General features: G+C 73.1%; 20 protein-coding genes and 3 pseudogenes. 16 read left to right on the forward strand and 7 right to left on the reverse strand.

Features of this window, described 5'->3' with window-relative positions:
- Nucleotides 1-55 precede the first annotated feature (55 nt).
- From ACFQRF_RS17690 to ACFQRF_RS17715, 6 genes are all read left to right on the forward strand, one after another.
- The gene (locus ACFQRF_RS17690) at nucleotides 56-811 is read left to right on the forward strand and encodes a helix-turn-helix domain-containing protein (protein WP_379872218.1); all 756 of its coding nucleotides are present in this window, start codon (nucleotides 56-58) and stop codon (nucleotides 809-811) included.
- 203 nt (nucleotides 812-1014) lie between these two features.
- The gene (gene rimO, locus ACFQRF_RS17695) at nucleotides 1015-2532 is read left to right on the forward strand and encodes a 30S ribosomal protein S12 methylthiotransferase RimO (RefSeq protein WP_379872219.1); all 1518 of its coding nucleotides are present in this window, start codon (nucleotides 1015-1017) and stop codon (nucleotides 2530-2532) included.
- Nucleotides 2529-3140 (forward strand): CDP-diacylglycerol--glycerol-3-phosphate 3-phosphatidyltransferase, encoded by a 612-nt coding sequence (gene pgsA / locus ACFQRF_RS17700; RefSeq protein ID WP_379872220.1) that lies wholly within the window; start codon nucleotides 2529-2531, stop codon nucleotides 3138-3140. Before rimO ends, pgsA begins: the two co-directional genes overlap by 4 nt.
- Nucleotides 3133-3645: a CinA family protein gene (locus ACFQRF_RS17705; protein ID WP_379872221.1), complete on the forward strand. Its 513-nt coding sequence runs from the start codon at nucleotides 3133-3135 to the stop codon at nucleotides 3643-3645. Before pgsA ends, ACFQRF_RS17705 begins: the two co-directional genes overlap by 8 nt.
- 158 nt (nucleotides 3646-3803) lie before the next feature.
- Nucleotides 3804-4163 carry a helix-turn-helix domain-containing protein gene (locus tag ACFQRF_RS17710; protein ID WP_379872222.1) on the forward strand — a complete coding sequence of 120 codons (360 nt, stop codon included), beginning with the start codon at nucleotides 3804-3806 and terminating at the stop codon, nucleotides 4161-4163.
- Between the two features lie 217 nt (nucleotides 4164-4380).
- Nucleotides 4381-4854 carry a Dps family protein gene (locus ACFQRF_RS17715; protein WP_379872223.1) on the forward strand — a complete coding sequence of 158 codons (474 nt, stop codon included), beginning with the start codon at nucleotides 4381-4383 and terminating at the stop codon, nucleotides 4852-4854.
- A gap of 36 nt (nucleotides 4855-4890) precedes the next feature.
- Here the strand turns inward: ACFQRF_RS17715 and ACFQRF_RS17720 are convergent, their stop codons facing one another.
- Nucleotides 4891-5343, reverse strand: a complete 453-nt coding sequence (locus ACFQRF_RS17720; RefSeq protein ID WP_379872224.1) for an RrF2 family transcriptional regulator — start codon at nucleotides 5341-5343, stop codon at nucleotides 4891-4893.
- 323 nt (nucleotides 5344-5666) lie between these two features.
- Nucleotides 5667-6128, reverse strand: a complete 462-nt coding sequence (locus tag ACFQRF_RS17725) for a GNAT family N-acetyltransferase (protein ID WP_379872386.1) — start codon at nucleotides 6126-6128, stop codon at nucleotides 5667-5669.
- Between the two features lie 304 nt (nucleotides 6129-6432).
- Here ACFQRF_RS17725 and ACFQRF_RS17730 point away from each other — a divergent pair, with 304 nt between their 5' ends.
- From ACFQRF_RS17730 to ACFQRF_RS17740, 3 genes are read left to right on the forward strand one after another with little or no spacing between them, the layout of a single operon-like run.
- Complete coding sequence (locus tag ACFQRF_RS17730; protein ID WP_379872225.1) at nucleotides 6433-9246, forward strand: serine/threonine-protein kinase; 2814 nt, start codon at nucleotides 6433-6435, stop codon at nucleotides 9244-9246.
- 56 nt (nucleotides 9247-9302) lie between these two features.
- The gene (locus ACFQRF_RS17735) at nucleotides 9303-9797 is read left to right on the forward strand and encodes a DUF2975 domain-containing protein (RefSeq protein ID WP_379872226.1); all 495 of its coding nucleotides are present in this window, start codon (nucleotides 9303-9305) and stop codon (nucleotides 9795-9797) included.
- The gene (locus ACFQRF_RS17740; protein WP_379872227.1) at nucleotides 9797-10021 is read left to right on the forward strand and encodes a helix-turn-helix domain-containing protein; all 225 of its coding nucleotides are present in this window, start codon (nucleotides 9797-9799) and stop codon (nucleotides 10019-10021) included. Before ACFQRF_RS17735 ends, ACFQRF_RS17740 begins: the two co-directional genes overlap by 1 nt.
- 43 nt (nucleotides 10022-10064) lie before the next feature.
- On the opposite strand, the gene ACFQRF_RS17745 is transcribed toward ACFQRF_RS17740, so the two are convergent.
- Together ACFQRF_RS17745 and ACFQRF_RS17750 are read right to left on the reverse strand one after the other, a co-directional pair.
- On the reverse strand, nucleotides 10065-10307 hold the full coding sequence (locus ACFQRF_RS17745; protein WP_379872228.1) for a type II toxin-antitoxin system Phd/YefM family antitoxin: 243 nt from the start codon (nucleotides 10305-10307) through the stop codon (nucleotides 10065-10067).
- Nucleotides 10308-10386: 79 nt separating this feature from the next.
- Nucleotides 10387-15144, reverse strand: a complete 4758-nt coding sequence (locus ACFQRF_RS17750) for an ATP-dependent helicase (protein ID WP_379872229.1) — start codon at nucleotides 15142-15144, stop codon at nucleotides 10387-10389.
- A 96-nt stretch (nucleotides 15145-15240) separates the two neighbouring features.
- Here ACFQRF_RS17750 and ACFQRF_RS17755 point away from each other — a divergent pair, with 96 nt between their 5' ends.
- From ACFQRF_RS17755 to rny, 6 genes and pseudogenes are all read left to right on the forward strand, one after another.
- The gene (locus tag ACFQRF_RS17755) at nucleotides 15241-15435 is read left to right on the forward strand and encodes a DUF3046 domain-containing protein (protein ID WP_379872230.1); all 195 of its coding nucleotides are present in this window, start codon (nucleotides 15241-15243) and stop codon (nucleotides 15433-15435) included.
- A gap of 232 nt (nucleotides 15436-15667) precedes the next feature.
- A pseudogene (gene recA / locus ACFQRF_RS17760) lies at nucleotides 15668-16318 on the forward strand (recombinase RecA); the annotation flags it as partial.
- A gap of 3 nt (nucleotides 16319-16321) precedes the next feature.
- Nucleotides 16322-17383: pseudogene (locus ACFQRF_RS17765) on the forward strand (LAGLIDADG endonuclease); the annotation flags it as partial.
- Nucleotides 17384-17392: 9 nt separating this feature from the next.
- Nucleotides 17393-17944, forward strand: a pseudogene (locus tag ACFQRF_RS17770) (recombinase RecA family protein); the annotation flags it as partial.
- 4 nt (nucleotides 17945-17948) lie between these two features.
- Nucleotides 17949-18506, forward strand: a complete 558-nt coding sequence (recX, locus tag ACFQRF_RS17775; protein WP_379872231.1) for a recombination regulator RecX — start codon at nucleotides 17949-17951, stop codon at nucleotides 18504-18506.
- A gap of 397 nt (nucleotides 18507-18903) precedes the next feature.
- Nucleotides 18904-20490: a ribonuclease Y gene (gene rny, locus ACFQRF_RS17780; protein ID WP_379872232.1), complete on the forward strand. Its 1587-nt coding sequence runs from the start codon at nucleotides 18904-18906 to the stop codon at nucleotides 20488-20490.
- Here the strand turns inward: rny and ACFQRF_RS17785 are convergent.
- A complete protein-coding gene (locus tag ACFQRF_RS17785) occupies nucleotides 20471-21544 on the reverse strand; it encodes a GlxA family transcriptional regulator (protein WP_379872233.1) in 1074 nt (357 codons plus the stop codon). The two genes, rny and ACFQRF_RS17785, sit on opposite strands and share 20 nt — an antisense overlap.
- A gap of 124 nt (nucleotides 21545-21668) precedes the next feature.
- On the opposite strand from ACFQRF_RS17785, the gene ACFQRF_RS17790 reads away from it, so the two are divergent.
- On the forward strand, nucleotides 21669-22481 hold the full coding sequence (locus ACFQRF_RS17790; RefSeq protein ID WP_379872234.1) for an NAD(P)H-dependent oxidoreductase: 813 nt from the start codon (nucleotides 21669-21671) through the stop codon (nucleotides 22479-22481).
- A 120-nt stretch (nucleotides 22482-22601) separates the two neighbouring features.
- Here the strand turns inward: ACFQRF_RS17790 and ACFQRF_RS17795 are convergent, their stop codons facing one another.
- Nucleotides 22602-23588, reverse strand: coding sequence for an amino acid ABC transporter permease (locus ACFQRF_RS17795; protein ID WP_379872235.1), 987 nt, complete (start codon nucleotides 23586-23588; stop codon nucleotides 22602-22604).
- Nucleotides 23585-24253, reverse strand: coding sequence for an amino acid ABC transporter permease (locus ACFQRF_RS17800; protein WP_379872236.1), 669 nt, complete (start codon nucleotides 24251-24253; stop codon nucleotides 23585-23587). The genes ACFQRF_RS17795 and ACFQRF_RS17800 overlap by 4 nt, the downstream gene beginning before the upstream one ends.
- Nucleotides 24254-24329 lie beyond the last annotated feature (76 nt).

Below are 24329 nucleotides of genomic sequence, written 5' to 3' on the forward strand. Positions count from 1 at the left end.
CCGGACTCCAGTGAACGCACGAGGGCGTGCGCGCCCGGACCGGAGGGAAGCGGGAATGACGACGATCGGTCAGATCATCGCCGGCGTCCGCGCGCAGGTGGGCTACTCGGTCGACGAGCTGAGCGCGCGCACCAGCATCCGGGAGTCGGTGATCCGGGCCATCGAGCGGGACGATTTCACCGCGTGCGGGGGCAATTTTTACGCCCGAGGCCATATCCGTGGCCTGGCGCGGGCGCTGGGCATCGATCCGCAACCGCTGATCGACATGTACGACGAGGGCCGGTCCGCGCGCGCCGCGGCGCCGCCCACCTCCGAGGAACTCTTCCGCCGCCGTCGGAACAGGCCGATCGAGACGCCCACCCGCCGCCGGTGGCCGATCGTCGCGGCGGCTCTCGTGGCGACCGTCGGCATAGCGGCGGCGGCGCACGCCTGGCCCCGGCCGGCCGACGACGCCGCCAAGCGCACCCAGCAGGCGGCGGCGCTCGCGGACGCCGAGGAAGCGGGCCGGCAGGCCGAGGAGCGGCGTGCCGGGCAGCCGACGGCGACGCCGGCCACCGAGGAGGTGCGGCTGCGGCTGGAGGCGATGGAACCCACCTGGCTGAGCGTCAGCGACGCCGAGGGCAAGGACCTGTTCACGGGGACGCTCGAATCCGGGGAGAGCCGCGACTGGGTCGCTCCGCAGGAGCTGCGGCTGCACGTGGGCAACGTCGACGGAGTGCGGGTGGAGGTCAACGGGGAGCCCCTGGAGGCGTCCGGGTTCGCGGGCGGGGGCGACCAGCTGACCCTGGGGCCTGAAGGGGTGAAAGGGTGACCGGGGCCTGAGCGGGCGCGGCGGCAACGCTCCGGCGGCCGGTTCGGCCACGCAGACGGGTTCGTCGTTCGGCCACGCAGGCGGGTTCGTCGTTCGGCCACGCAGGCGTCAACCAGACGTCGTCGCAGGGGAACGTCCGGAGGACCTACCCTTGAAGCCGCGGCGGAGCGCCGCGCTCGTGTGTTCCTTTAACCTTGGAAGCTATGTCATCGCGCCGAACCGTCTCGCTCGTCACCCTGGGGTGCGCGCGCAATGAGGTTGACTCCGAAGAACTCGCCGGGCGGCTGGCGGCCAGCGGCTGGGACCTGGTCGACACCGCGGACGGTGCAAGCGCCGACGTCGTCGTCGTGAACACCTGCGGCTTCATCGAGGCCGCCAAGCAGGATTCCATCGAGGCGCTGCTCAACGCCGCCGAGGACGGCAGCCGGGTGGTGGCCGCCGGGTGCATGGCGGAACGCTACGGCTCGGAGCTGGCCGAGGCACTGCCCGAAGCGCAGGTGATCGGCTTCGACGACTACGCCGACATCGACCAGCGGCTCGACGACGTCCTGCAAGGCAAGTCGCTCGTTCCCCACGACCCGCGCGACCGCCGCACCCTGCTGCCCATCTCGCCGGCCGAGCGCCCGGCCAGCGACGTGCACGTTCCCGGCCACGCGGAGTTCCAGCCGCTGCCGGACGGTGTCGCCCCCGCCTCCGGACCCCGCGTGCCGCGGCTGCGGCTCAGCGGAGGCCCGGTGGCGAACCTGAAGATCGCCTCCGGGTGCGACCGGCGGTGCACCTTCTGCGCGATCCCGTCGTTCCGCGGCGCCTACCTCTCCCGCCGGCCCGACGACATCGTCCGTGAGGCCGAGTGGCTGGCCGGCCAGGGAGTCCGTGAGCTGTTCCTGGTGAGCGAGAACTCCACCTCCTACGGCAAGGATCTCGGCGACCTGCGGGCCCTGGAGAAGCTGCTGCCCCGGCTCGCCGCGGTCGAGGGCGTGGACCGGGTGCGGGTCAGCTATCTGCAGCCGGCCGAGGTGCGCCCCGGCCTGATCGACGTGCTCACCGCGACCCCGGGCGTGGTGCCCTACTTCGACCTGTCGTTCCAGCACGCCAGCGGCCCCCTGCTGCGGCGCATGCGGCGGTTCGGCGACCGCGAACGCTTCCTCGACCTGCTGGGCGCCGTCCGCGAGCGGGTACCGGAGGCCGGTGCCCGGTCCAACTTCATCGTCGGGTTCCCGGGCGAGACCGAGGAGGAGTTCGGCGAGCTGGTGGCGTTCCTGGAGGCGGCGCGGCTGGACGCCATCGGCGTCTTCGGCTACTCCGACGAGGACGGCACCGAAGCCGCCGACCTGCCCGGCAAGCTGCCGGAGGACGTGGTCAACGAGCGCGTCGAGGAGCTCAACCGGCTCGCCGAGGACCTGATGGCGCAGCGCGCCGAGGAGCGCATCGGCAGCACCGTCGAGGTCCTCATCGAGGCCGACCTCGGCGACGGCGGCTACGAGGGGCGCGCCGAGCACCAGGCGCCCGAGGTGGACGGCAGCACGGTCGTGTACGGCACCGGCCTCCAGGTCGGCCAGCTCGTGCGGGCCACCGTCACCGACGCCGCCGGCGTGGATTTGATCGCCTCCGTGGCCGGGAACGGAGAACGGGGCTCCGTGGCCGGGAACGGAGAGCGCGCCTCCGTGGCCGGGAACGGAGCGTTCACCGCCTCCGGCGCCGTGCCGGGAGACGTCCGATGAACGCCGCGCCCGACCCTGCCGCCGCCACGCCGCCCACCCCGGTGCCGGTGTGGAACATCGCGAACATCCTGACGATGAGCCGGCTCGTCGTCGTGCCGCTGTTCGTGGTGTTCATGTTCCTGGAGCACCCCGCGTGGCGGTTCGCCGCGTTCGCGGTGTTCGTGCTCGCGGCGATCACCGACCGCATCGACGGCGAGCTGGCCCGGCGCCGCAACCTGGTCACCGACTTCGGCAAGGTCGCCGACCCCATCGCGGACAAGGCGCTCACCGGCGCCGCGCTGGTCGCGCTGTCCGTTCTCGGCGAACTGTGGTGGTGGGTGACCATCGTCATCCTGGTCCGCGAGTGGGGCATCACCCTGCTGCGGCTGGCGGTCATCCGGTACGGCGTCATCCCGGCCAGCCGTGGCGGCAAGCTCAAGACCGTGCTGCAGATCGTCGCGATCAGCGTCTACCTGTTCCCGCTGCCGGACGTCCTGCTCATCGTCGCGCACGTCGTGATGGCCGCGGCGCTGCTGGTCACCGTGTGGACCGGCGCGGACTATGTGCTGCAGGCGATGCGGATGCGCCGCGCGGCCATCGCCGCCGGGGCCGGCGACCCGCGTGCCTGAGATCGAGGACGGCGGTCCGGTCCACCGGGCCGCCGTCGACGTCCACCGGGCGCTGGCCGCCCGGTCGGCGACCGTGGCGACCGCCGAGTCGCTCACCGGCGGGATGATCGGGGCGGTCCTCACCTCCGTCGCGGGCGCCTCCGCCACTTTCCGGGGCGGGGTGATCGCCTACGCGACCCAGGCCAAGGCCGAACTGCTCGGTGTGCGGCCCGCGCTGCTGGCCGAGCACGGCGCCGTCCATCCCGATGTCGCCCATTACATGGCCGTGGGGGCGCGGCGCGCCCTCGTGGCCACATACGGCCTCGCCGTCACCGGGGTGGCCGGGCCCGAGCCGCAGGACGGCCGGCCGGTCGGCACCGTCTTCGTGGGAGTCGCCGGTCCGGACGACCAGGTCACGGTGCGTGAACTCCGGCTGGCCGGCGACCGGGCCGGTATCCGCGGGGCCACGGTCGAGGAGGCGCTTCGGACCCTGCTCGCGATCGTGACGGGAACCACCCTCAAATAGCGCGGTAAAACCCGTTCAACGCCGAGGCAGAGGGGAACAAACCAACACCAAGATCGTGTTACCCCTCCAGCGAACAGGAAGCCGTGAGGTGCGACGATCGGGCTTCAGGCAGGTACGGTGTTTTTTATGAAGGTCGCTACCGGTGGGAGGGAGCGCGAATGATGGTCCTGCTTCGTCACCTGATTGGTGACGTGCTACGGCAGCTTCGGCAGCGGCAGGGCCGCACCCTCCGCGAGGTGTCGGCCGATGCACGAGTCTCGTTGGGCTATCTCTCGGAGGTCGAACGGGGGCAGAAGGAGGCGTCATCCGAACTGCTCTCGTCGATCTGCGGCGCGCTGGGCGTCCCTCTCTCCCAGGTGCTGCGTGAGGTCGCCGATCAGCTGGCTCTGGCCGAGCTTCAGGAGGCGGCCATTCTCAGCGGGTCGGTCCCGACCGAATCCGTCCCCGGACCCGACCGTCTCGGCATCGATTCGGTACCCGACCGCGTTCCCGATGTCGTCGACATGGTGGGTGTGTAGACCATCCGTACGGAGTGAATGAACGCAGACGCCGTCGGCCGCAGCGATGCGGTCGACGCGTTGTGTTTCCGGGCGGGTGCGGTGCCGTCCCCCGATGCGGGCGGCGCCGGCCGCCCGCCCCTCGCGTCCGCCGGCCGGTGTTACTCCGCCCGATCCCCGGGCAGGGCCAGATGTGACGACAGCACCGTCACGCCGAACACCTCAGGGGGTGCACACCATGGCGAAGATCCACAGCCCGCTCAGCGAGGACGCCCGCCGGGTGACCGGGGAAGCGCTTCAGGGGGCGGTCGTCGACCTGATCGACCTGTCGCTCGTCGCCAAGCAGGCGCACTGGAACGTGATCGGCCGCAACTTCCGGTCCGTCCACCTGCAGCTGGACGAACTCGTCGGCGTCGCCCGCCGGCACACCGACGTGCTGGCCGAGCGCGCGATCGCCATCGGCGTCAACCCCGACGGCCGGTCCGGGCGGATCGCCGCCGACACGCACATCGCCCAGCCCGAGGCGGGGTACCTGCACGATGACAAGGCCGTCGCGACGATCACCGACGTGCTCGGCGGCGTGGTCCGCCGGTTCCGCCAGCGGGTGGCCGACACCGAGCGTCCAGATCCGCTCTCCCAGGACCTGATCATGGCGGCCGGGGAGGACCTGGAGCAGCAGCACTGGATGTTCGAGGCGATGGCCGGCCGGTGACGGCCCGGGCCGGCCCAGCCGCACGGCGGGCCGGTCTCAGCTGGCCCAGGCTTCCGGGTCGGCCGCCAGCGCGCGGACCGACTCCGGAAGCTTGCTGGAGGCGACGTGCTCCAGCGTCACCGTCTCCAGGATGGCGCGTTCGCTCGCCCGCAGCGCGATCCAGACCTGCTGGAGGCTGCGCGCGGCACCGTCGTAGTCCACGTGCTCCGGCCGCTCGCCGCGGACGTTGGCCAGCGGGCCGTCCACGGCGCGGATGATGTCCGCGAGTGAGATCTCCGCCGCCGGGCGGGCCAGCCAGTAGCCGCCCACCGGCCCCCGCTGGCTGCGCACCAGACCCGCGCGGCGCAGCTGGGTGAGGATGTTCTCCAGGAATTTTCCGGGTATGGCCTGGGCGCGCGCGAGCTGTTCGGCCGTAACCGGGCCGCCACTGGCGGCAGCGAGTTCGGCCGCGGCGCGCAACGCGTAATCGACCCGGGCAGAAAGGCGCATGCTGCGATTATGCCGTGAATCGTGAGGCGGCCGGGTCAGCGGTTCGCCCTCGTGGTGGGCGGGGGGCGGTCGTGGAGCGCATATCCAGTTCTCCTACCGGGATTTCGGTGCTACGGCCGCGCGGTCGAGCGCGGTGAACATCACGTGCGTCCGCCGGCCGGCGGTGTCCGCGTGCGGACTCCGCGGAGCCGCGGCGAACGGTGCCGGCGCGCGGCGCATGGCACCCACACCGGCGCGCGATGGCCGACGTCCCTCCAGCCTATCCGGACGGCACCGGAACGGCGGCCGATGCTCAGCTGCCTTCCTGGCGGGAACGGAAAGGTTCAGTCTCCGCGCGGCGACGGCCGTGCGTCGTGTGCGGCGCGGGCGGGAGGATCCAGGTCGCGCGCCATGACGACCCGGGGCGCGACCACGATCCCGAGCTCGACTTCGCGCCGCCACTGTTCCCGCAGCTCCGGCCCCCAGTCGTGTTCGGGCACCGGCGTGAACCCGCGCCGGGCGTACCAGGGGGCGTTCCAGGCGAGGTCCCGGAAGGTGGTGAGCGTCATCCGCCGGTAGCCGCGGTCCCGCGCGTCGGCGCACGCTGCCGCCAGCAGCGCACCTCCGATCCCGCGCCGGCCGTGCGCCGGATGCACCGCCAGCTGCTCCAGGTGCGCCGAACCGTCGAGCACCCCCAGCACCGCGAACCCCACCGGGGGCCGCCCGGCCGCCCAGAGCCAGTCGGCGTGCGCGAGGAGCGGGAGGGGATCGTCGGGCGGCAGGACCAGGCCGGCCGCCGCGAACATCCGGTCCGCGGCCAGGCTCACCTCGGCCAGCCGCCGCCGCTCGGCGGACGTCAGCTCCGCCGCCGGCCGAATGGGCGTCCCGGAGATCCCGGCACCGCCATCGGACACGTCACGTCCCCCTCTCATCCGAAAAACGCACCCGGTGCGCGTCCCATCATCAGTGTCCGGCGGTGCGGCGTCGAACCGTTTTCCGGCGCCGATGCGGCCACGGCCGCCGCCCGACATGCGCGCCCACGATTTCGCCGCCGACAGCGCGTTCGGTATAACCGAGGGACCCGACCGCGTCCGGAGGAGCTCAGCAACCGTGACTGACAGCGGCACCCCCCGGCTGGCGCCCCTCACCGCCGACGACCCCGAACAGGTCGGGGCGTTCCGGCTCATCGGCCGGCTCGGCGCCGGCGGCATGGGCGTCGTGTACTTCGGGCGGGACGCCTCCGGCTACCCCGCCGCGGTCAAGACGGTGCGCGCCGAGTACGCGGCCGACCCCGGCTATCGCAGCCGCTTCGAACGCGAGGTGCAGCTCGCCCAGCGGGTCCGCGGCCGCTGTGTCGCGCCGCTGCTGGCCGCCGATCCCCGCGCCCGGCAGCCGTGGCTGGCCGTGGCCTACGTGCCCGGCCCGACCCTGCGCGACTACATCGACCGGGACGGCCCCCTGACCGGCACCGACCTCACCTCGTTCGCCGCCGGGCTGGCCGAGGCGCTGACCGCGATCCACCGCGAGGGGATCGTGCACCGCGACCTCAAGCCCGACAATGTGATCCTCGCGCCGGACGGCCCCAAGGTCCTCGATTTCGGTATCGCCCAGGCGCTCGACGAGGCGTCGATGACCCGCACGGACATCGTCGTCGGCACGCCCGGGTGGATCAGCCCGGAACGCTACGACGGCCACCGGGCCGGGCCTGCGTCCGACATGTTCTGCTGGGGCGGCCTGGTCGCCTACGCCGCCAGCGGCCGGCAGCCGTTCGGCACCGGCCCTATGGAGACCCTGCGCTACCGGACGATCAACGAGGCCCCCGACACCGCCCAGGCCGAGCTTCCCGCCGCGCTGCACGAGGTGGTGGCCCGCTCGCTCAGCCGCGCCCCGGAGGACCGGCCCGACGCCGCCGGGGTGTTCGCCGCCATCACCGGTTCCGCCGTGCCCGCCGACGCCGACGTCGAGGGAGTCACCCGGGTGGCCACCCGCATGCTCGACGCCGGCTGGACGGTCGCGATCCCCGACGACAGCGTCGACTTCCCCGACGCCCCGCTGCGCACCACCGGTGTCCGGCCGCCCATCACCTTCGCCGGCCACAGCGTGCGGGAACCCGCCGAACTGGGGCGGCTGTTCGCCGAGCACCACGACCGCGCCGAGCGGTGGCTGGGCGGCGACGGCGCCGCGCGGCTGCGCGCCTGGCTGGACGAGATCGGCGACGGCGACTATGACCGCGACTACCTGGCGGGCATCGACGGCCCCGACCGCGCCGCGATCGCCGTCACCGCGTTCATCGCCGCCTACCTGCCCGACACGCCGCCGCGCTTCCGCGGCCACGACGTCAGCGCCGATGGCCTGCGCCGTCTCGCCGCGCGCGGGCCGGCCGAACATCAGGTGCTCAGTGCGGCCGTGCTCGGCGAGGTCCCGCTCATCGCCGCTGGCCATCGGTGCGGCCACCCCGAGTGCGGCGAGCGGTGCGCCCGGCTGGAGCGCATCGGCCTGCAGGCCCGCGAGACCATCGACGGGGCGCTCATCATCGCCGCGAACATGGGCTTCCGGCTCGCTCCGAGCGAGCGGGACCGCGCCGTCGCCATCGGCATCGAGACCGTCGACGAGCCGGGCCGCCGCGTCGCGCTGCGCACCGCGCTGCGCGGCTGGACGGCGATCTCCGTACCGTGGTGGCGCACGCTGGCCGGCGACGCGCTCTCCGGCGATCCCGGCACCGCGGAGGGGCGGTCCCGCATCGCCGCGCTGCGGCTGCTCACCCCGTTCGCCCAGAAGGCGGCGCCGCACGCCTGGCGCGCCCTGCTACGGCCGCGCGCCTGGCTGAGCCCGGGCATGCCCCGTGCCGCGGTGCTGATGTTCCTGCTGTGCTGCCTGACGGGGTTCGTGCTCTCGGGACTGCTGGGCGACCGGTATCCGGAGCATCCGCTCCCCGGCGCCGACGGCTACGCCCGCGGACTCGCGTACCAGATGGAGCTGTGGCCGGTCTATGTGCCCATGGCGGTGTGCGTCGCCGCGATGCCGCGCAGATTCCGGGTCGGCGCCGTCCTGTACACGGGGCTGCTCGTCCTCCTCGCCGGCGCGGTGATCGGGGTGCTGCCGCGCGCGCCCATGCTGGTGCCCTCGATCATCCGGGACCCACTGCTGGACGGTCTCACCGGGATCGGGGGCTTCGGGGGGCTCGTCGTGTTCCTGGCGTTCGCCGCCGCCATGAGCTGTTTCGTGTCGCTGCTGGTCTGGGCCGCGTCCTCGGCGCCACCCGCCCCCGTTCCCGCCCCGCTGCTGTCCCGGCAGAGCGCGCTCGTGCGCGCCGCCGTCGGAATGCCGGCCGTGGGAGTGGCGATCTGGCTGCCGTTGTGGGCGCTGACCATGCTGTTCGCCGCCGTCAGCCTGGAGAGCGAGCCGGAGACATCGGCGGCCGAGGTCCAGGCGACCTTCGCGATCCTCACGACCGTGGCGCTGCCGGCCGCGCTCGCGCTCGGCGCGGTGAGCTACCTGCTGTGGCGGTGGACCGGGGCGCACGCCGTCTACCTGTCGGCCATCGCGCTGGTCTTCCTGCTGTCCGGCCTGATCGACTCGGGCCTGGCCGTGCCGATCCCGGGCGCGGGCACCCTGAGTCAGGGACTGCTGGACACCTACGGCACCGGGTTCGGCTGGGTGGTGCTGCTCATCCTGCTCCCCGGCGTCTTCGTGCTCACCGCGTGGCTGAGCGAGCGGCTCCGGTACCGCAGGCCGCGCCCCCGGCCGCGCGGCGGCCGGCCGCCCTACCAGCCGCCGGTCCCGCCCTACCATCCGTCGGGGTACACCGGGCCGACCCCGCCGCCCGGCGGCGGTCACCCGCCGGCGGGGTGGACCGGGCCCAACGCGTCCTGGCCGACGCATCCGCCGACCTATCCGCCGAATCCGCCGCCCTACCGGCCCTGACCGGCACGGACACGTCATGAATTGACTTTCGATAGATGTACATCGAAAATCGATACATGAACCAGGTCTTCATCGCCATACTCCGGGCCGGCATCATCGCGGCGATCCTCATCGGACTCTTCGGGCAGATCGTCGTTATCCCGACGACCGCGGCCGACGAGGTCGAGCGGTTCCCCCCGTACGCCCCGTTCGCCGTCCCCTACGTGACCGTGGCGATCATCGGCGTCGCCTGTGTCCAGGTCGCCTTCTTCGCGGCGTGGATGCTGCTCGCCATGCTCGGGCGCGACGCGCTCTTCAGCGCCAAGGCGTTCCGCTGGGTGGACGTCATCATCGGGGCCACCATCGTGGCGACGCTGCTCGCCGCCGGGGTCACCGTGCACCTCGCCTTCGCCGAGATCCCCTCACCCACCGACATGTCGGCGATCGGCGCGCTGGGCGCCGCGGTCGTGACCACCGGCGGGGGAGCGGCCTTCGCGATGCTGCTCGTCCTCATGCGCGGGCTCCTGCGCAAAGCGACCGAACTCCAGAGCGAGATGGCCGCGGTGGTCTGATGGCGATCATCGTCGACCTCGACGTCCTGCTCGCCCAGCGGAAGATGTCGGTGGGCGAGTTCGCCGCCGCCGTCGGGATCACGCCCGCCAACATCGCCGTGCTGAAGAACGGCCGCGCCAAGGCCGTGCGGTTCACCACGCTCGACGCGATCTGCCGCGCACTCGAATGCCAGCCAGGCGACGTGCTGCGCTGGGTGCCCGACGGCGAGGCGAACGACGGTTAGTCAGCGGCCGTAGTGATAGCGGCACGCGGCGATGCGGATCTCGTCATTCGATCAGCTCACGCTGAATCCCGCCGCCGGACTCCAGTGCTTCGATGGCGGCGACGAGCCGTCGTGCGTTCTCGGGACTCCGGAGAAGATAGCCGGTTTCCTGAAGCGACCGGTGGTCATCGAGTGACACCACGGCCACGGGGTCGTGGCCGGCGTGGGCGATCGCGACTTCTTCGAGGTCGTCGACCACCGAATCCGGGGACTCCACATGCTCGGTGCGAGACTCGGGCTCACTCATGGCATTCATCGGTTCCGGAGTGTACGGGCACCCGTACGTCCTCCGGGGTGTCGTGGCAAGGAATACTCTGATCACCCCGTCACCGGCGCAGTCGCAGCCCTCTCGGCGTCGCGTGGAATCCCGCCTCGGTAAGCGCGGCGGCCAGCGGGGTGTCGAAGACCGGCACCCCGTCGGCGCGTTCCACCGACAGCGCGTCCAAGCCGCCGTCGTGAACGGCCGACGCCAGGGCGTCGGCGGCCCTGGCCAGCGCGTCGGGGCCGGCGCCGAACGTCAGCACCGTGCGCCCGCCGCGCTCCACGTACAGCACCAGCTCACCGTCGTCCAGCACCACCAGCGCCCCCGCCTTGCGGCCCGGGCGGGCCGCGACGTCCGGCTGCTCGGGCCACGGAAGGGCGGCGCCGTAGGCGTTCGCCGGGTCGGCGGCCGCCAGCACCAGCGCCGGGCCCCGCTCGCGGGCGTCCCCGGCCACGGAACGCAGGTGGTCGACCGCCCCCGGGAGCGCGAACTGCGCGGCGCCCAGGCCGTCCACGAAGTAGCCGCGCCGCGCCCGGCCCGCCTCCTCGAATCCGCGCAGCACCGGGTACACGGCGCTGAACCCGCCCGCCCCGGCATCGTTCGGGCCACGAGCGGAGCCCGCCCGCCGGTCCTGCTCGGCCACCACCGAGCCCCGGGTCAGCACACCGTGCCGGTCCAGCAGCGCGGCGGCGCCCGCGTGCGCCCGGCGGGTCGGGTCCGCGGCGCGCGGGGGCAGCGCCCACCACCGGCCGGCGACGGTCGGCGGGCCGGTCCGCGACGGCATCGCCGGCCGCCGCCGGCGGCTCCGGTGCGCGGTACCGCCCGCGCCCAGCACCGCCCGCAGCGGAGCGAGCGTGTCATTGCCGATCCGGCCCGCCCACACCAGATCCCACAGGGCGGCCACCAGCGCCGCGTCCGACGCCGCGGCCGTGCCGACCTCGCGCGCCACCCGGTCCGCGATATCACGGAAGAACAGCGCCCCGCCGCCGTCCAGCGCCGCCAGAACGGACGCGTGCAGCGCCGACTCGTCGAGGTCGCCCGGCTCCGGCAGGACCAGCGGCGCCTCCTCGGCCGGTGCCAGGCAGACCCACCCGTCATTGCCCGACAGCCGGCCGGCGCCCGCCCACACGACCTCGCCGGCGGCCGTCAGCTCGTCCAGCAGCGCGGGAGCGTAGTCCGCCACCCGGGCCGGCAGCACCAGCGACTCCAGCGCCGACGCGGGGACCGGCGCCCCACGCAGGGCCTCCACCGCCGTGAACACCGCGTCCGGCCCGCGCAGCCGCCCCCGCGTGCGCGCCCCCGTTCCGGCAGGCGCCGCGTGCTGCCACTCCGGCAGGAACCGGGCCAGCGCCCGCTGCGGGACCGGCTGCACCTCGCGGCGCAGCCGCGCCACCGAACGGCGCCGCAGCATCCGCAGCACCTCCGGGTCGCACCACTCCGTCCCCCGGCCGCCCGGCCGGAACCCGCCCTCCACCAGCCGCCCGGCCGCGGTCAGCCGCCGCAGCACCTCGCCGGCCACCGCCCGGCCCACGCCGAACCGTGCGGCCACCTCCTCCGCCGTGAACGGCCCGTGCGTGCGCGCGTGCCGCGACACCAGGTCACCGAGCGGGTCGGCCACCGGCGCCGCGAACGCCTCCGCCGTCCCGGCGAACGCGCCCGAACCGCCGTCCCGCCCGGCCGCGGTCAGCCACCCCGGCAGCTCCGTCCCGAGCCCGTCGCGCAGCCGCGCGGCGTCCTCGACCGCCGCCCACCGTGCGACCCCCGCCACCCGGACCTCGATCGCCCGCCGCTCCGCGACGAGTTCGGCGAACCACTCCGGCCGCACCCCGCACTCGGCCCCCTCCTCGGCCGAGAGCGGCCCGAGCACCCGCAGCAGGTCGGCCGTGTCCTCCACCCCGTGCTCCGGACGCGCCCGCCGCCCCGGCGCCGTGTGCCCCAGCTCCGCCTCGCACGCCGCCACCGCCTCCGGGTCCAGCAGCTCGCGCAGGTCGGCGTGGCCGAGCAGTTCGGCCAGCAGCGCGGAGTCCAGCGTGAGGGCCTGGGCCCGGCGCTCCGCCATCGGGGCGTCGTTCTCGTACATGAACGCGGCCGTGTAGCCGAGCAGCAGCGACTGCGCGAACGGCGAGGCGTGCGGCGTCTCGACCTCCACCATCCGCACCCGGCGGGCGGCTAGGTCGGACATCAGCTCGGTCAGCCCCGGCACGTCGAAGACGTCCTGCAGACACTCCCGCACCGCCTCCGCCACGATCGGGAAGGAGCGATACCGCGACGCCACCGACAGCAACTGGGCGGAACGCTGCCGCTGCTGCCACAACGGCATCCGCCGGCCCGGGTGGCGGCGCGGCAGCAGCAGCGCCCGCGCCGCGCACTCCCGGAAGCGGGCCGCGAACAGCGCCGACCCGCCCACCTCGGCCGTGACGGCCTCCTCCACCTCATCCGGGTCCAGCGTCAGCAGCCCGGCCAGTGCCCGCGGCACCTGGCGGGCCTCGTCGACGTCCGGCAGCCGCAGCACCAGGCCGTCGTCCCCGTGCACCACCTGAGCGTCCATCCCGTACCGCTCCCGCAGCCGGGCCGCGACCACCAGCCCCCACGGGGCGTGCACCCCCGCGCCGAGCGGCGAGTGCACCACCACCCGCCAGTCGCCCAGCTCGTCCCGGAACCGCTCGACCACGATCGTGCGGTCGTCTGGAACCACACCCGTGGCCGCGCGCTGCTCCGCCAGGTAGCCGGCCAGGTTGCCGGCCGCCCAGTCGTCCAGGCCGGCCGCGCGGGCCCGCCGCACGGCCGCCGCTTCATCCATACCGGCCAGGTCGCGGGCCAGTCCGCCGATCGCCCGCCCCAGCTCCGCCGGCCGGCCGAGCGCGTCCCCCTTCCAGAACGGAAGCCGCCCCGGACGGCCCGGCGCCGGTGAGACCAGCACCCGGTCGGCCGTGATGCGCTCGACGCGCCACGAGCTCGCGCCCAGCACGAACACATCGCCGACCCGCGATTCGTACACCATCTCCTCGTCCAGCTCGCCCACCCGCGTCGGCGCCTTCGCCGCGGAGGCGTCCGCCGGACCGCCCACCAGGTGCACGCCGTAGCTGCCGCGGTCCGGGATGGTCCCGCCGCTCGTCACCGCCAGCCGCTGCGCGCCCGGGCGGCCCCGCACGGTGCCGGCCTCGCGGTCCCAGACCACCCGCGGCCGGAGCCCGGCGAACTCGTCCGAGGGGTAGCGGCCGGCCAGCATGTCCAGCACGGCCGAGAGCGCCGAATCGGGCAGCGAGGCGAACGGCGCGGCGCGGCGCACCAGTGCCGCCAGCTCCGGCACCGACCACTCGTCCATCGCGCACATCGCGACGATGTGCTGGGCCAGGACGTCCAGCGGGTTGTGCGGCATCCGCAGCGCCTCGATCCGGCCCGCACGCATCCGCTCGGCCACCACGGCGGCGGCCAGCAGATCGCCCCGGTACTGCGGGAAGAACACGCCCCGCGAGACCTCGCCCACGTGGTGCCCGGCCCGGCCGACCCGCTGCAGCCCGCTGGCCACCGACGGCGGCGACTCCACCTGGACCACCAGGTCCACCTCGCCCATGTCGATGCCCAGCTCCAGGCTGGAGGTGGCCACCACGCACGGCAGCCGGCCCGCCTTCAGGTCCGCCTCGATGGCGGCGCGCTCGCTCTTGGAGACCGAACCATGATGGGCGCGGGCGATCACCCGCCCGGTGCCGCCGCCCTGCCCGGCCTGGCCCATGAGCTCGGCGGGGACAGCCTGCGTGGCGGGAATGGGAAGCGCGCTCTCCGTGGCGGGAACGGGGGAGCCGGACACCGCCTCGGACACCGCCGCCCGTTCCGCGGCCAGGTCGTTGAGCCGCGCGCACAGCCGCTCTGCGACCCGGCGGGAGTTCGTGAACACGATCGAAGACCGGTGCCGCTCCACCAGGTCCAGGACCCGCTCCTCCACGTGCGGCCAGATCGACGTCCGCGCCTTGCTCGCGCGGTCGTCACCTCGCCCCGGCGCCACCGCATCGGCCGGCTCCGTCATGTCCTCCACAGGGACGACGATCCGCAGGTCCAGCGACGGCGCGCTCGGCGGCGCCACAACGGCCGCCGGCCGGGACCCGCCGAGGAACGCCGCCACCTCCGCCGCCGGGCGGACCGTCGCCGACAGCCCGATCCGCTGCGCGGGCCGGTCCAGCAGCGCGTCCAGCCGCTCCAGGCTCAGGGCGAGATGGGCGCCGCGCTTCGTGCCGGCCAGCGCGTGCACCTCGTCGACGATCACCGTCTCGACGCCGGCCAGCCCGGCGCGCGCCTGCGAGGTGAGGATCAGGAACAGCGATTCGGGGGTGGTGACGAGGATGTCCGGCGGCCGGGTGGCCAGCGAGCGGCGCTGGTCCGCGGGGGTGTCGCCGGTGCGCACCCCGACCGAGGGACGCCGCACCGGCGCTCCGGCGGCCTCCGCCGCCCGCCGGATGCCCGAGAGCGGTACCCGCAGGTTCCGCTCGATGTCGACGGCCAGCGCCTTCAGCGGCGAGACGTACAGCACCCGGCACCGGTGCGGGGGGTGCTCATCCTCGTCTGGGACGGACGCCCCGGGCCCGGGCACGCGGGTCAGCCCGTCCAGCGCCCACAAGAACGCCGCCAGCGTCTTGCCGGAGCCGGTGGGCGCCACCACGAGCGCGTGCTCGCCGCCGCCGATCGCCTCCCACGCCCCGAGCTGGGCGGGCGTGGGGCCATCGGGAAAGGCCGCCCGGAACCACGCGCGGGTGGCCGGCGAGAACCGGTCCGGAATCTCCCGCGCACCGTCCCCGATCGGCGCCCGGGGGTTCGTCCCATCCGTCACCCTTCCAGTCTGCCCGCCGGTGGTGACAGCGGCGCGCGAGGTCACCGGGACGGACCCGGATGACACCGCCCTCCGCGGCGCCGATACTGGGAGGTGATGAGACTTTCGCACTTCTGGCAGCGGATGCACGAGCAGTTCGGCGAGGTCTACGCCGAGAGCCTGGCTCGCGACTACGTGATCGAGGAACTGGGGTCCCGCACCGTCCTCCAGGCACTGGACGACGGCGTGGGGGCCAAGGAGGTCTGGCAGGCCGTCTGCGAGGCGTTCCGGCTGCCCGCCTCGGCGCGCTGAGCGGGCGGCGGGGCTTCGCGGCACCGGTTCCCCGGCGCGCTCCGGGGTGTGTGGCCGCAGAGAATCGAACACAGGTTCGGGTACAGTGGTACGGGTACCCGACTCGGCGGCGTCCGCGTCACCTGCGGACACGGTGACCGCCGAACCCGGTCGGGGGCGCGTCCTGCGGTTGTCCACAGGCCGGCGGTGACCGTCGCGAACTGTCGTCGTCGCCGCGTAGCGTCGTCCCGACATGAAAAAGAAGACATCGACCCAACAGGGGTTCCCCGTGGCACCAGCTGCTGACCGAGAGAAGGCTCTCGAAACCGCGCTCGCGCAGATCGAGCGCCAGTTCGGTAAGGGCTCGATCATGCGCCTCGGCGACGATGACCGCCCGCCCGTCGAGGCCATCCCCACCGGGGCGATCTCGCTCGACGTCGCCTTGGGCATCGGGGGCATCCCCCGGGGCCGCATCGTCGAGATCTACGGTCCGGAGTCCTCAGGTAAGACCAGCCTCGCGCTGCACGCGGTCGCCAACGCCCAGCGCGCCGGCGGCATCGCCGCGTTCATCGACGCCGAGCACGCGCTCGACCCGGAGTACGCCAAGAAGATCGGCGTGAACACCGACGACCTGCTGCTGTCCCAGCCGGACACCGGCGAGCAGGCGCTGGAGATCGCCGACATGCTGATCCGCTCGGGCGCGGTCTCCGTGCTCGTCATCGACTCGGTGGCCGCGCTGGTGCCCCGGGCCGAGATCGAAGGCGAGATGGGCGACAGCCACGTGGGTCTGCAGGCCCGGCTGATGTCCCAGGCGCTCCGCAAGATCGCCGGTGCACTGCACCAGACCGGCACCACCGCCATCTTCATCAACCAGCTGCGCGAGAAGGTCGGCGTGATGTTCGGGTGCATGCATTACAACACCCGCGTCACGCTCGCCGACGGCACGCAGGAGAAGATCGGCAAGATCGTCAACCAGAAGCTGGACGTCGAGGTCCTTTCCTATGACCCCGACCTGGACCAAGTGATCCCGCGCCGGATCGTGAACTGGTTCGACAACGGCAGGACCGACCACTTCCTGCAGTTCACCGTCGCCAAGTCCGGCGGAAACGGCAAGTCCCAGTTCGCCGCCACCCCGAACCATCTGGTGCGTACCCCGGGCGGATGGCGCGAGGCGGGCGAGCTCATCGCCGGTGACCGGGTGCTGACCACGGAGAAGCGTTACCTCAGCGAGCAGCAGCGCCAGGTGATCTACGGGTCGATCATGGGCGACGGCAACCTCTCGCCGAACCGGCGGGGGCGCACCGGCGTGCGGTTCCGCATGGGCCACGGTGCGCAGCAGGCGGCCTACCTCGACTGGAAGGTGTCGCTCCTCGGCAACGTCTCGCACTCCCGCACGACCAACGCCAAGGACGCGGTATTCGCCGACTTCCGCCCGCTGCCCGAGCTCCAGGAGCTGCACGAGGTGGTGTACTTCGGCGACGGCAAGAAGCACTTCACCTGGGAGTTCCTCAAAGCGCTGACTCCGCTGGCGCTGGCCGTCTGGTACATGGACGACGGCTGCTTCACGCTCCGGTCGAAGGGCGTCCAGGCGCGGACCGAGGGCGGCAGCGGCCGCATCGAGATCTGCGTCGAGGCGATGAGCCCCGGATCCCGGCAGCGGCTGGTCGAGTACCTGCGGGACACCCACGGACTCGACGCCAAGCTCGTGCTGCGGGGTTCCGCTAAGAAGAACTTCATCCAGTTCAGCACGGCCGCCTCGGCGCGGTTCCAGAAGCTCGTCGCGCCCTACGTGCACGAGTCCATGGCCTACAAGCTGCTGCCGAGGTACCAGGGCCAGTGCGCCGTTGAGCCGCAGTTCGAGGAGCCGACCGACCAGCTGGTCGCCGCGCCGATCCTCGACGTCCACGTGAAGCCGGAAACCCGCGGCATGCACCGCTTCGACATCGAGGTGGAGGGCTCGCACAACTACTTCGTCGACGGTGTCATGGTGCACAACAGCCCCGAGACCACCACTGGTGGCCGGGCACTGAAGTTCTACGCGTCGGTGCGATTGGACGTACGGCGAATTGAGACACTCAAGGACGGAACGGATGCTGTCGGAAATCGCACTCGTGTGAAGGTTGTGAAGAATAAGGTCGCTCCCCCGTTCAAACAGGCCGAATTCGACATTCTGTACGGTGTCGGCATTTCGCGCGAAGGCGGACTTATCGACCTCGGTGTCGAGCACGGCATCGTGCGCAAGTCCGGCGCCTGGTACACCTACGAGGGCACCCAGCTCGGTCAGGGCAAGGAGAACGCGCGGAACTTCCTGCGCGAGAACGTCGACATGTCCAACGAGATCGAGAAGCGGATCAAGGAGAAGCTCGGCGTGCCCACCGGCGGCGACGACAGCGCCTCCGCGCCCGCCGACGCCGCGGCCCAGGCGGGCAAGGACGGTGGCAAGGACGGCGCCGCGGCCAAGGAGCCGGTGACGGCGGCGGCGGCCAAGCGCACGGCGCGGAGCAAGGCGAGCCCCGCCGCGGAGGGCTGATCGGGTGGCCGCCGACCAGGAGTGGGAGCACCCTCCGGCCGCGCGGGAGCGGCCGGAGGAGGACCCCGAGGCACGCGCGCGGGCCATCTGTCTGCGGCTGCTCACCGGGGCGCCGCGCACCCGGGCACAGCTGGAGCGTGCGCTGGCCCGGCGGGGCATCCCGGAGGAGGTGGCCGAGACGGTACTCGGCCGGTTCGGGGAGGCCGGGCTGATCGACGACACCGCGTTCGCCGAGGCGTGGGTCGACTCCCGGCACGCCGGGCGGGGGCTGGGGCGGCGTGCGCTCGCCGCGGAGCTGCGGCAGCGCGGGGTCGCCGACGAGACCGTGCGCGAGGCGGTCGAAGAGCTCACCCCGGAGCAGGAGGAGGCCACCGCGCGCCGGCTGGTACGGCGCAGACTTGACGCCACCCGCGGCCGGCCGGTCGAGGTCCGGGTGCGTCGCGTCATGGGCATGCTGGCGCGCAAAGGGTATTCCGCCGGGCTGGCGTACCGGCTGGTCCGTGAGGAACTGGAGGCCGTGGAGGAGGAGCTGGCGGGTTTCGAGCCCCCCGACCTGGACTGAAGGCCGGCCTCCGCACTCCACGCCGAGCCGTGCGCGACCGGATCCGTGCGGCACCACCCGGGCGGCGGCGCTCCCGGACGCTTGCCGCGGTCCCGCAGCGGGTCCTAACCTCGCCGCAGCGAGGAGTCAACTTCGCGCGCAGCGGGTAGCCATAGGCTCAACGGGCAACGTGGGTACCGAGATGCACAGGCCGTGTGGCCCCGTCGCACGGCCGTGCCGATCCCGGTGCCGGCGGGTCCTCTGCCGTCCGTTCCCGGTCGCGGAGGCGGGTCGTCCGTTCCCGGCCACGGAGGCGGGTCATCCGTTCCCGGCCACGGAGGCGTTGACCACGGCGACCGGGGGCGACCACGTGTGCGCGGAGTGGCCCAGGGACGCGGGCACGGTTGGGGGTAGGGCCATGGACGGGACGACCACCCTGCTGATCGTCGGCGGTCTGGTCGTCCTGGGAGTGGGCGCGGTCGCCGTCCTCGGTTTTCTGAGGGCGTCCGGGGCCGCGCGCGAGCGGCGGGCCGCCGCCATCGAGCGGGAGCTGGCCGACGCCCGCCGCCAGGCCGACCAGATCCGCGCCGCGGCCGAGGAACAGGCCGGCCGGCGGACGCGTGAGGCCGAGGAACGGCTGGCGCGTCGGCAGGCCGAGGCCGAGGCCGCGCAGGCCGCCGCCCACGGCCGGCTGGCCGAACGGCTCGCGGAACTGGAACGCCGCGAGGAGCGGCTGGCCGAGCGGGAACGGCGGCTGGACGGCGAGAGCCGCCACCTCGCCGACGTGCAGCGGCGCGCGGAGGAGCGCGCGGCCGCGCTGGACGAGCGCGAACGGGACCTGTCCCACCAGGAGGACCAGCGGCGGGCCGTCCTGGAGGCCACCGCCGCGATGACCGCCGAGGAGGCCAGGGCGGAACTGGTGGCGGCGGTCCAGAACCAGGCCAAGCGCGAGGCGGCGCTGCTGGTCCGCGACATCGAGAAGGACGCCCGGAAGAACGGCGAGGCGCGCGCCCGCAAGATCATCACCCTGGCCATCCAGCGGCTGGCCACCGAGCAGACGACCGAGTCGGTGGTCTCGGTCGTGCACCTGCCCGGTGACGACATGAAGGGCCGGATCATCGGCCGGGAGGGCCGCAACATCCGGGCCTTCGAGACGGTGACCGGGGTGAACCTGATCATCGACGACACCCCCGAGGCGGTGCTGCTGTCCTGTTTCGATCCGGTGCGCCGCGAGGTGGCCCGGCTCACGCTGGAGAAGCTGGTCCTGGACGGCCGCATCCATCCGCACCGGATCGAGGAGGTGTACGAGGCGAGCCGCGCCGAGGTGGATCAGCTGTGCGTGCGCGCCGGCGAGGACGCGCTCGTGGACGTCGGCCTCACCGACATGCACCCCGAACTCGTCACCCTGCTCGGCCAGCTGCGCTACCGCACCTCCTACGGGCAGAACGTGCTGAAGCACCTCGTGGAGTCGGCGCACCTGGCCGGCATGATGGCGAGCGAGCTCGGCATGGACCGGCAGCTGATGAAGCGGTGCGCACTGTTGCACGACATCGGCAAGGCGCTCACCCATGAGATCGAGGGCAGCCACGCGCTGATCGGCGCGGAGATCGCCCGCCGGTACGGGGAGTCCGAGGACGTGGTGCATGCCATCGAGGCGCACCACAACGAGGTCGAGGTCCGCACGGTCGAGGCCGTGCTGACCCAGGCGGCCGACGCCATCAGCGGTGGCCGTCCCGGCGCCCGCCGCGAGTCGCTGGAGGCGTACGTGGAGCGGCTGCAGCGCCTGGAGGAGATCGCCATGGCCAACGAGGGCGTGCGGAAGGTGTTCGCCATGCAGGCGGGCCGGGAGGTGCGGGTCATGGTGAAGCCCGAGGAGGTCGACGACGTCCAGGCGCAGGTGATCGCACGGGACATCGCCAAGCGGGTGGAGGAGGAGCTCACCTACCCGGGCCAGATCCGCGTGACGGTGGTGCGCGAGTCGCGCGCTACCGAGACGGCGCGCTGACCGGAACGCCCCCGCACGGCTCGGCCGCGCGCTCCGGCACCGCCGGCCGTGGCGCCGAGCCACGGAACGTCGCGCGGTAGGTGCTCGGCGGCACCCCGAGGACGGCCTGCAGGTGCTGGCGGAGGGAGGCCGCGGTGCCGAAACCGGAGTCGAGCGCGATCCGGTCGACCGGCAGGTCGGTCTCCTCCAGGAGCTGCCGGGCGCGTTCGACCCGCTGGAGGGCGAGCCAGCGGCCGGGGGAGACGCCGACCTCGTCGCGGAACCGGCGGGTGAAGGTGCGCACGCTCATCGACTCCTGTTCGGCGAGTTCGCGCAGGCTGATCGGCCGGTCGAGGTGCCGGAGCGCCCACGCGCGGGCCCGGCCGGTCGAGGAGATGCCGGGTTCGGGGACGGGGCGCCGGATGAACTGGGCCTGGCCGCCGTCGCGGTGCGGGGAGACGACGGTGCCGCGGGCGACCTCGTTGGCGACGGCCGCGCCGTGGTCGGAGCGGATCATGTGCAGGCAGAGGTCGATGCCGGAGGCGACGCCGGCCGCGGTGAGCACGCCGTCCTCGTCGGTGTAGAGCACGTCCGGGTCGAGGTCGACCCGCGGGTACATCCGGCGGAACTGCTCGGCGGAGCGCCAGTGGGTGGTGGCGCGGCGGCCGTCCAGCAGCCCCGCGGCCGCCAGAACGAACGAGCCGGTGCAGATCGAGGCGATCCGGGTCCCTGGCCGGATCAGGGTGAACGCGGCCGCCAGCGGCGCGCTGAGGGCTCCGCAGCGGGGATCGTAGTCCTCGTCGGAGGCCGGGACGATGACGGTGTTCGCCTCGGCCAGCGGCTCCGGGCCGTGCGCGACGTGCAGGGTGACGTCGGCGTCGGTGCGCAGCGCGCCGGGCTCCGTCGTACAGGTGACGACCTCGTACAGCGGGGTGCCGTCGGCGGACCTGGCCTGGCCGAACAGCCGGTGCACGATCCCGAACTCCATGGTGAGCAGGCCGTTCCGGACGAGGACGGCGACGCGGTGGCGGCCGGGGTGCGTAAAGGCGCCGGGCATGGCGGTGCTGCCGGTCATGGCCTGATTCTTGCACATGTTGGCCATCGGGCCACTCGTGCGGGCCGGCCGCGCGGGCGCATGATCTCGGTGCACGCCAGGGCCCCGGCCCTAGCCGGGCCCGCCGACCGAGGAGGGACATCGCGTGAAGGTGCTGTGGATCTTCGCCCACCCGGAGCGGCGCTCACTGAGCGCCGCCCTGCGCGACGAGGGGCTGCGCGCGCTCCGGGCGCACGGCCACGAGGTCCGGGAGTCCGACCTGTACGCCATGGGCTGGAACCCGGTGGTCGACGCCGCCGATTTCGGCCACGACCCCGGCGAGCGGCTGCTGGTCGCCGCCGCCTCCGAAGGGGCGTACGCGTCCGGGGGCCTGAGCGCCGATATCCGGGCCGAGCACGCCAAGCTCGCCTGGGCGGACACGGTGGTCGTGCAGTTCCCGCTCTGGTGGTTCGGGATGCCGGCCATCCTCAAGGGCTGGTTCGACCGGGTCTTCGTCAAGGGCCTGGCCTACGGCGTCGCCGAACACGGCCCCGGCGGCCGGCGCACCCTGCGCTACGGAGAGGGGCGGCTGGCCGGCAAGCGCGCCATGGTGGTGGTGACCGTGGGCGGGACCGCGGCCGCCTACGGCCCGCGCGGAGTCAACGGGGAGCTGGCGGACCTGCTCTTCCCGCTGCAGCACGGGACGTTCTTCTACACCGGGATGTCGGTGGTCCCGCCGGTCCTGGTCTCCGGCGCCGACCGGCTCTCGGAGACGGAGTACGCGGCCGCCGCGGCCGAGCTGCGCGAGCGGCTGCTCGCCCTTCCGGACACCGACCCGATTCCGTTCCGCCCGCAGAACGGCGGGGACTACGACGCCGACCTGACGTTGCGGCCGGAGCACGAGCCCGGCCGCACCGGCCTCGCGGTGCACGTCGGACCGGCGCCATGCCCGGCGGAGGCCGGGAGCCCGGCGGCCTGAGTCCGGCCGCCGGACGCCGGAACGGGTGTGGCCGCCTCCCACCGGAGGCGGCCACACCCGTTCCGCGCGGTTCCCCCGCGGCGCCCGTTGCCGAGACCGGTCACGGGCGCCGCGGCGGGGTCAGGCTCTCGGGGTCCCGGTCCCGTCGGCCGGTCCGCCGTCGGCCGGGGGCGCGGCGGCGGACACGCCCACCTCCGCCGGTCCCGTCACGGCCGCCGCCTGGGTCTTGACGCTGCGCTGGTTGCGCCGCTCCAGCCAGGTGGCGAGGTAGCCGAGCGCGACGTTGATCGCGATGTAGATCAGCGCGATCACGATGGCGGCCGGGATGAGGTTGATGTACGCCGAGCTGAGGTTGCGCCACTGGTTGAGCAGGTCGGAGTAACCGATGACGTAACCGAGCGCGGTGTCCTTGAGCAGCACCACGAGCTGGGCGATGATCGCCGGGAGCATGGCGGAGATCGCCTGCGGCAGCAGGATCAGCCGGGTCACCGCGCCCTTGCGCAGGCCGATAGAGAAGGCCGCCTCGGACTGGCCCTTGGGGATCGACAGGATGCCGGCCCGCACGATCTCGGCGAGCACCGAGCCGTTGTAGAACATCAGGCCGAGCACGACCGCCCAGAACGTGCTGATGGAGGTGCCGAACAGCGCCCACGAGCCGCGCATCAGGAAGAAGATCATGATGAGCAGCGGGATCGCCCGGAAGAACTCCACCACCACCGCGGCCGGGATTCGGACCCACGCGTGGTCGGAGAGCCGCGCGATGCCGAACACCATGCCGAACGCCAGCGCGAGCACCGCCGCCACGGCCGCGGCGCCGAGCGTGCCGCCGAGACCGGGCAGCACGTAGGTGGTCCACAGCTCCGGCGTGAGGAACGGCAGCCACTTGTCGGCCTCCCACTGCCCGCGCTCGCCCATGCGGACGAACACGAACCAGGCGACCAGCAGCAGCACCAGGATGGTGAGGAACGTGTAGACGTTGTAGCGCAGCCGCGCCTGGGGGCCGGGGGCGTCGTAGAGCACGCTCGCCCTGCCCGCGCGCCGCGGGCGCTTGGCGGCTCGACCGTTCGTGGTCGACTCGTCGTTCATGACATCCGTTCCGCTGGTCATCGCGCCACCGCCAGCCGCTTGGACAGCCAGCCGAAGAAGAAGCCGGTGGGCAGGGTCAACACCATGAAGCCGAGCGCGAAGCCGAGGAAGATCGGGATGACGGCGTTGCCGTTGAACTCGATCAGCGTGCGCATGCTGGCCGCCGCCTCCGCCACGCCGATCAGCGAGGCGATGGTGGTGTTCTTGATCAGCGCGATGAACACACTGCCCAGCGGGCCGACGACGCTGCGGAACGCCTGCGGCAGGATGATGCTGGTGAGGGTCTGCCCGAAGGTCAGGCCGATCGAGCGGGCGGCCTCGGCCTGGCCCATGGGAACCGTGTTGATACCGGCGCGCAGCGACTCGCAGACGAAGGACGCGGTGTAGGCGGACAGGCCCACCACGGCCAGCCAGTAGCTGTTCACCGTCACGGTGTCGGAGAACTTCAGACCGAGCGTGTTGCCCAGTCCCAGGCCGCAGAAGAGCAGGACGAGGGTGAGGGGCGTGTTGCGCATCGTGTTGACGTACAACGTGCCGGATGCTCGCAGCACCGGGACCGGCGAGACGCGCATGCCGGCCAGGACCGTGCCGAGGAGCAGCGCCCCGATGCCGCTGGCCACGCTCAGCAGCACGGTCGACCAGAACGCCTCACCGATCGGCCCCAGATTCTCTAGGACTACGTTCATTGTTCCAACCGCTCAGGCGGGTGCCGACGGCTGACCGCCGGCACCCGCGGTGTCGCAGATTCGGACAGGGCGGATG

It is taken from the genome of Marinactinospora rubrisoli, assembly GCF_042664915.1.
In the GTDB taxonomy this organism is placed as follows: Bacteria; Actinomycetota; Actinomycetes; order Streptosporangiales; family Streptosporangiaceae; genus Marinitenerispora; species Marinitenerispora rubrisoli.

Bases quoted from the DNA above. Each gene is read 5' to 3' on its own strand.
- ACFQRF_RS17690 (WP_379872218.1), top strand. From the start codon at position 56: ATGACGACGATCGGTCAGATCATCGCCGGCGTCCGCGCGCAGGTGGGC.
- rimO (WP_379872219.1), top strand. From the start codon at position 1,015: ATGTCATCGCGCCGAACCGTCTCGCTCGTCACCCTGGGGTGCGCGCGC.
- pgsA (WP_379872220.1), top strand. From the start codon at position 2,529: ATGAACGCCGCGCCCGACCCTGCCGCCGCCACGCCGCCCACCCCGGTG.
- ACFQRF_RS17710 (WP_379872222.1), top strand. From the start codon at position 3,804: ATGATGGTCCTGCTTCGTCACCTGATTGGTGACGTGCTACGGCAGCTT.
- ACFQRF_RS17715 (WP_379872223.1), top strand. From the start codon at position 4,381: ATGGCGAAGATCCACAGCCCGCTCAGCGAGGACGCCCGCCGGGTGACC.
- ACFQRF_RS17720 (WP_379872224.1), bottom strand. From the start codon at position 5,343: ATGCGCCTTTCTGCCCGGGTCGATTACGCGTTGCGCGCCGCGGCCGAA.
- ACFQRF_RS17725 (WP_379872386.1), bottom strand. From the start codon at position 6,128: ATGTTCGCGGCGGCCGGCCTGGTCCTGCCGCCCGACGATCCCCTCCCG.
- ACFQRF_RS17735 (WP_379872226.1), top strand. From the start codon at position 9,303: ATGAACCAGGTCTTCATCGCCATACTCCGGGCCGGCATCATCGCGGCG.
- ACFQRF_RS17740 (WP_379872227.1), top strand. From the start codon at position 9,797: ATGGCGATCATCGTCGACCTCGACGTCCTGCTCGCCCAGCGGAAGATG.
- ACFQRF_RS17745 (WP_379872228.1), bottom strand. From the start codon at position 10,307: ATGAGTGAGCCCGAGTCTCGCACCGAGCATGTGGAGTCCCCGGATTCG.
- ACFQRF_RS17755 (WP_379872230.1), top strand. From the start codon at position 15,241: ATGAGACTTTCGCACTTCTGGCAGCGGATGCACGAGCAGTTCGGCGAG.
- rny (WP_379872232.1), top strand. From the start codon at position 18,904: ATGGACGGGACGACCACCCTGCTGATCGTCGGCGGTCTGGTCGTCCTG.
- ACFQRF_RS17785 (WP_379872233.1), bottom strand. From the start codon at position 21,544: ATGACCGGCAGCACCGCCATGCCCGGCGCCTTTACGCACCCCGGCCGC.
- ACFQRF_RS17795 (WP_379872235.1), bottom strand. From the start codon at position 23,588: ATGACCAGCGGAACGGATGTCATGAACGACGAGTCGACCACGAACGGT.
- ACFQRF_RS17800 (WP_379872236.1), bottom strand. From the start codon at position 24,253: ATGAACGTAGTCCTAGAGAATCTGGGGCCGATCGGTGAGGCGTTCTGG.